This window comes from Corynebacterium sp. HMSC071F07 (assembly GCF_001810285.1).
Lineage (GTDB): Bacteria > Actinomycetota > Actinomycetes > Mycobacteriales > Mycobacteriaceae > Corynebacterium > Corynebacterium simulans.
Genome location: NZ_KV800681.1, coordinates 2697 through 6754, shown reverse-complemented (window position 1 = coordinate 6754; position 4058 = coordinate 2697). Strand labels below are relative to the sequence as shown.

Below are 4058 nucleotides of genomic sequence, written 5' to 3'. Positions count from 1 at the left end.
GACGCGGCGCGATACCGCCGACGGTGATATCCCCCTGCGTCATCGCTGCAGCATAGGCCCAGGTGCCGGCAACAATGCGGTCACCGATTACCCTGTGTTCGGTGGGATGCAGCTTTTCTACGCCGCGGATCGTGATGGTGGAGGTGCCTTCGCCCTCGATATCTGCGCCCATCTCCTTGAGCATCATGCACAGATCAACGATCTCTGGCTCTCGGGCTGCATTACGCAAGACGGTCTCACCGTCTGCGAGGACAGCGGCGGTAAGAATGTTTTCGGTTGCACCGACGGATGGGAAGTCCAAGCGAATGTTGGCGCCGTGGAGCTCATCGGCCACAGCTACTACCGCGCCATGCTCAATATGGGTACGTGCACCCATCTTCTCCAGACCCGATTGGTGCATATCCAGCGGGCGCGAACCGATGGCATCGCCACCGGGGAGGGCAATCTTCGCATGACCGCAGCGAGAGGTCAGCGGACCCAGCACGCAAACAGAAGCGCGGAACTGACGTACAGCATCGAAGTCCGCGTTTGAGTGGAGCTTTTCGGGGACGGTAATCGTAACGACGTCGCCGTCGATAGTTACTTCGCAGCCTAGGCCTTCTAGAACCTTGCGCATCAACGGGACGTCGAGAATCTGCGGGCAGTTGGTCAACGTCGTGGTGCCTTCCGCCAAAAGCGAGGCGGCCATGAGCTTCAGGACGCTGTTTTTCGCGCCATCAACCACAACCGTGCCTTCGAGCCGTGCACCACCAGAGACAATAAATTGGTCTTTCACATCTTCCTAAACTACCGGATGCCCCTGAAAAACTTCTGCAAGTTTCAGGGGCATCCGGGTAGAAGAACCATGTATATCAGGGCAATGCGCCGATACGGCGAGCGGCATTGACCGCTTCATAACGGGTATGCGCACCGAGTTTGCGCATCACGGAGCGTAGATAGGACTTCACGGTCTCTGCACCGATGCCCATTTCCTCAGCCGCCTCTACGTTGGTGTGGCCAAGCGCCACGCAAGACAGGACATCAAGCTCACGGGCGGAAAGCTTCGTAGACTGCTTAACGCGGACCGGAGAAACCATCTGATCGCACAAAGCCTCAAGTTCCTTGCGCAGATCCTCGTCGTCTACGCGGTTAGCCAACATTCGCAGCTTGGAGTGCGTGGAGCGCACCTGCTCCCACTCCGCGCCATTCATGACGTGGCCGCGGGCAGCGCCGCCCTTACCGCCATCGGCGCGGCGCATCGCGGAATTAACCGCCAAATCCTGCTCCAGACAACGGGCGGTCATGGTTACTTCCTCAATAACCTTGTCTCCCAAACGCACTGGAGAGTGAACGCCGACGTAAAGGACACCGCGGATCTCACGCTGCACCGTGACCGGAACAGCCACGATGGAGTGCAGACCTTCGTCCTGGATGTAGCGGTCATTTTCATGCGAAATGGTGGTCGCACGAGCGTAGTCCGAAACACCTACTGCACGGCGCGTGCTGACAACACGGCCGCCCACTCCGACTCCGGCGTCACTGATCAGGTTTTGCAAAGCCGGCGTGCGCAGGCCGACCCACTGGGTGATCTGCAGACGATTATCGGGAAGCAGGGTTCCGTACATCGTGACGGGAATGCCGGTTGCGGTCTTCAGGGAAGACAGTGCGGCGCGTACGGCTTCGTCGTCATCTTTGAGGCGATGCGGCTCCATGAGAATCTCTCTCCTAGTTGGGGGTAACCAGTAGGTGCACCCATACCCACCATGCGATTCGGGGGTAAAAGAACACGTTCCCCGCAGTATAACCGGCCAATGGGGGTAAGAATAAATCGCCTTACTGCCAAAGCGCGATCCAAATCCCACAGCCAGTGCCCGAATGATCGGTTCAGAAGCTATGTACCGCTTTGTCTAGTAGCGTGGTGTACAGTAGCTAGGGTACGCACGAAGATATTTTCCAAGGAGTCCTCAAAGTGGCTGTCTACAACAACATTCTGGAAACCATCGGCAATACCCCACTGGTTCGCCTGAACCGCCTGACGGAGGGCCTCGGCGCAGAGGTGCTGGTGAAGGTCGAATCCTTCAACCCTGCTAACTCCGTTAAGGACCGCATTGGCAAGGCTATTATCGACGCCGCGGTAGAAGCCGGCGAGCTCAAGCCGGGCGGCACCATCGTCGAGGCCACCTCCGGCAACACCGGCATCGCGCTCGCCTTCGCTGGCGCCACCCTTGGCTACAAGGTCATCCTCACCATGCCGGAGACCATGTCCAACGAGCGCAAGGTGCTGCTGCGTGCTTATGGCGCAGAGATCGTCCTGACCCCAGGTGCAGCCGGCATGAAGGGCGCCGTCGACAAGGCGAATGAGATCATCGCCAACAACGACAACGCCATCCTGGCTTCCCAGTTCGCCAACGAGGCAAACCCGAAGATCCACGAGGCAACCACCGGCCCAGAGATCTGGAACGACGCCGAAGGCAAGGTTGATGCTTTCGTCGCCGGCGTCGGCACCGGCGGCACCGTCACCGGTGTTGGTCGCTACCTGAAGTCCAAGAATGCCGACCTCCACCTAGTTGCCGTCGAGCCGGCTGACTCCCCTGTTTTGTCTGAAGGCCACGCTGGCCCGCACAAGATTCAGGGCATCGGCGCAAACTTCGTCCCAGAGGTACTAGACCGCGAGCTGCTCGACGAGGTCATGACCGCCACCAACGAAGAGGCAATTGAGACCTCCCGCAAGCTAGCTACCGAGGAAGGCCTACTGGTGGGCATTTCCGCCGGCGCAAGCATCTCCGCAGCACTCAAGCTGGCTGCTCGCCCAGAGTTTGAGGGCAAGACCATCGTTGCGGTTCTGCCGGACTTTGGTGAGCGTTATGTCTCCACCGTCCTGTTTGAGGACATCCGCGAGGCATAATTTTCCTGTCGTTTGAATGAAAAGCACCCATCTTGTTGGTGGGTGCTTTTTCTTTGCCAGTAGTATGTACCACATGAACGTCCTAAAGATGATTCGCGAGGATTTGGCGAATGCCCGTGACCATGATCCCGCGGCCCGAGGAGATGTGGAGAACGCCATAGTCTACTCTGGCCTGCATGCCATCTGGGTGCACCGCATCTGTCATTGGATGTGGAAGCGCGGTTGGCGCGGCCCTGCGCGCATCCTTGCGCAAATCAATCGCTTCTGGACCGGAATCGAAATCCACCCTGGAGCCACCATTGGACGTCGGTTCTTCATCGACCATGGCATGGGAATCGTCATTGGTGAGACCGCCGAAATCGGCGAGGGCGTGATGATCTATCACGGCGTCACGTTGGGCGGCCAGGTGCTCACCCAAACCAAGCGCCACCCCACTGTCCAAGACAACGTCACGATTGGCGCTGGCGCCAAGGTGTTAGGCCCCATCACCATCGGTGAAGGCTCTGCTATTGGCGCAAACGCAGTTGTCACCAAGGATGTGCCTGCAGAGCACATTGCTATTGGTATTCCAGCAAAGAACCGTCCGCGTAAGAAGGAAGAGCGCATCAAGCTCGTCGACCCCGACTATTACATCTAGCTGTTGCTTTGCGACGTCGCCAAGCGCGGCAAAGTGGGCCCCACACGAACGTGGGGCCCACTTTTAGGTTTTAGTTCTCGAGCAGGTGCTGGTATTCCGGGTTCTTCTCGATGAAGCTCGCGACGGCAGAACAGCTGGCGATGACGCGCTTGCCGGCGGTGGATTCATCCTCCAGAGCGGCCTTGATGAGCGGTTTGGACAGGCCTTGGCCTTGGAAGCCCTCGTGGACCACGGTGTGGTGGAAATCGCGGGTTTCTGCAGTGTCGACGTACTCCGCGAAGCCGGCCTCTTCCCCATCGACGGCAATTACGAAACGGGAGGCGTCAGTTTGGTGTGCAACAGAAGTAGTCATGTGGCCCATTAAACCATTTCTGCAAACCAAAAGAACCCCCTTCTACAGAAGGGGGTTGATTTGTGGCCAGAGCCAGGATCGAACTGGCGACCCCACACTTTTCAGGCGTGTGCTCTACCGACTGAGCTATCTGGCCAGAAGCCACAAGTGACTTCGGCGACCCTGACGGGACTTGAACCCGCGAC

At 58.4% G+C, this 4058-nt stretch carries 5 protein-coding genes and 1 tRNA gene; 2 read left to right on the top strand and 4 right to left on the bottom strand.

Annotated elements, in window-relative coordinates; translation table 11 throughout:
* Together HMPREF2724_RS01285 and ramA are read right to left on the bottom strand one after the other, a co-directional pair.
* Window positions 1–775 (bottom strand): UDP-N-acetylglucosamine 1-carboxyvinyltransferase (locus HMPREF2724_RS01285; protein WP_141748287.1); only part of this gene is annotated, 775 nt, incomplete at its 3' end.
* 76 nt (window positions 776–851) lie between these two features.
* Window positions 852–1691: an acetate metabolism transcriptional regulator RamA gene (gene ramA, locus HMPREF2724_RS01280; RefSeq protein WP_061924468.1), complete on the bottom strand. Its 840-nt coding sequence runs from the start codon at window positions 1689–1691 to the stop codon at window positions 852–854.
* 257 nt (window positions 1692–1948) lie between these two features.
* Between ramA and cysK the strand changes: the two genes are divergently transcribed.
* Both cysK and epsC read left to right on the top strand, forming a co-directional pair.
* Window positions 1949–2884, top strand: coding sequence for a cysteine synthase A (gene cysK / locus HMPREF2724_RS01275; protein ID WP_070586783.1), 936 nt, complete (start codon window positions 1949–1951; stop codon window positions 2882–2884).
* Between the two features lie 73 nt (window positions 2885–2957).
* On the top strand, window positions 2958–3521 hold the full coding sequence (epsC, locus tag HMPREF2724_RS01270; protein ID WP_096337004.1) for a serine O-acetyltransferase EpsC: 564 nt from the start codon (window positions 2958–2960) through the stop codon (window positions 3519–3521).
* A gap of 70 nt (window positions 3522–3591) precedes the next feature.
* On the opposite strand, the gene HMPREF2724_RS01265 is transcribed toward epsC, so the two are convergent.
* Both HMPREF2724_RS01265 and HMPREF2724_RS01260 read right to left on the bottom strand, forming a co-directional pair.
* A complete protein-coding gene (locus HMPREF2724_RS01265; protein ID WP_061924476.1) occupies window positions 3592–3882 on the bottom strand; it encodes a GNAT family N-acetyltransferase in 291 nt (96 codons plus the stop codon).
* A gap of 54 nt (window positions 3883–3936) precedes the next feature.
* Window positions 3937–4009, bottom strand: a tRNA-Phe gene (locus tag HMPREF2724_RS01260).
* Between the last annotated feature and the right edge of the window lie 49 nt (window positions 4010–4058).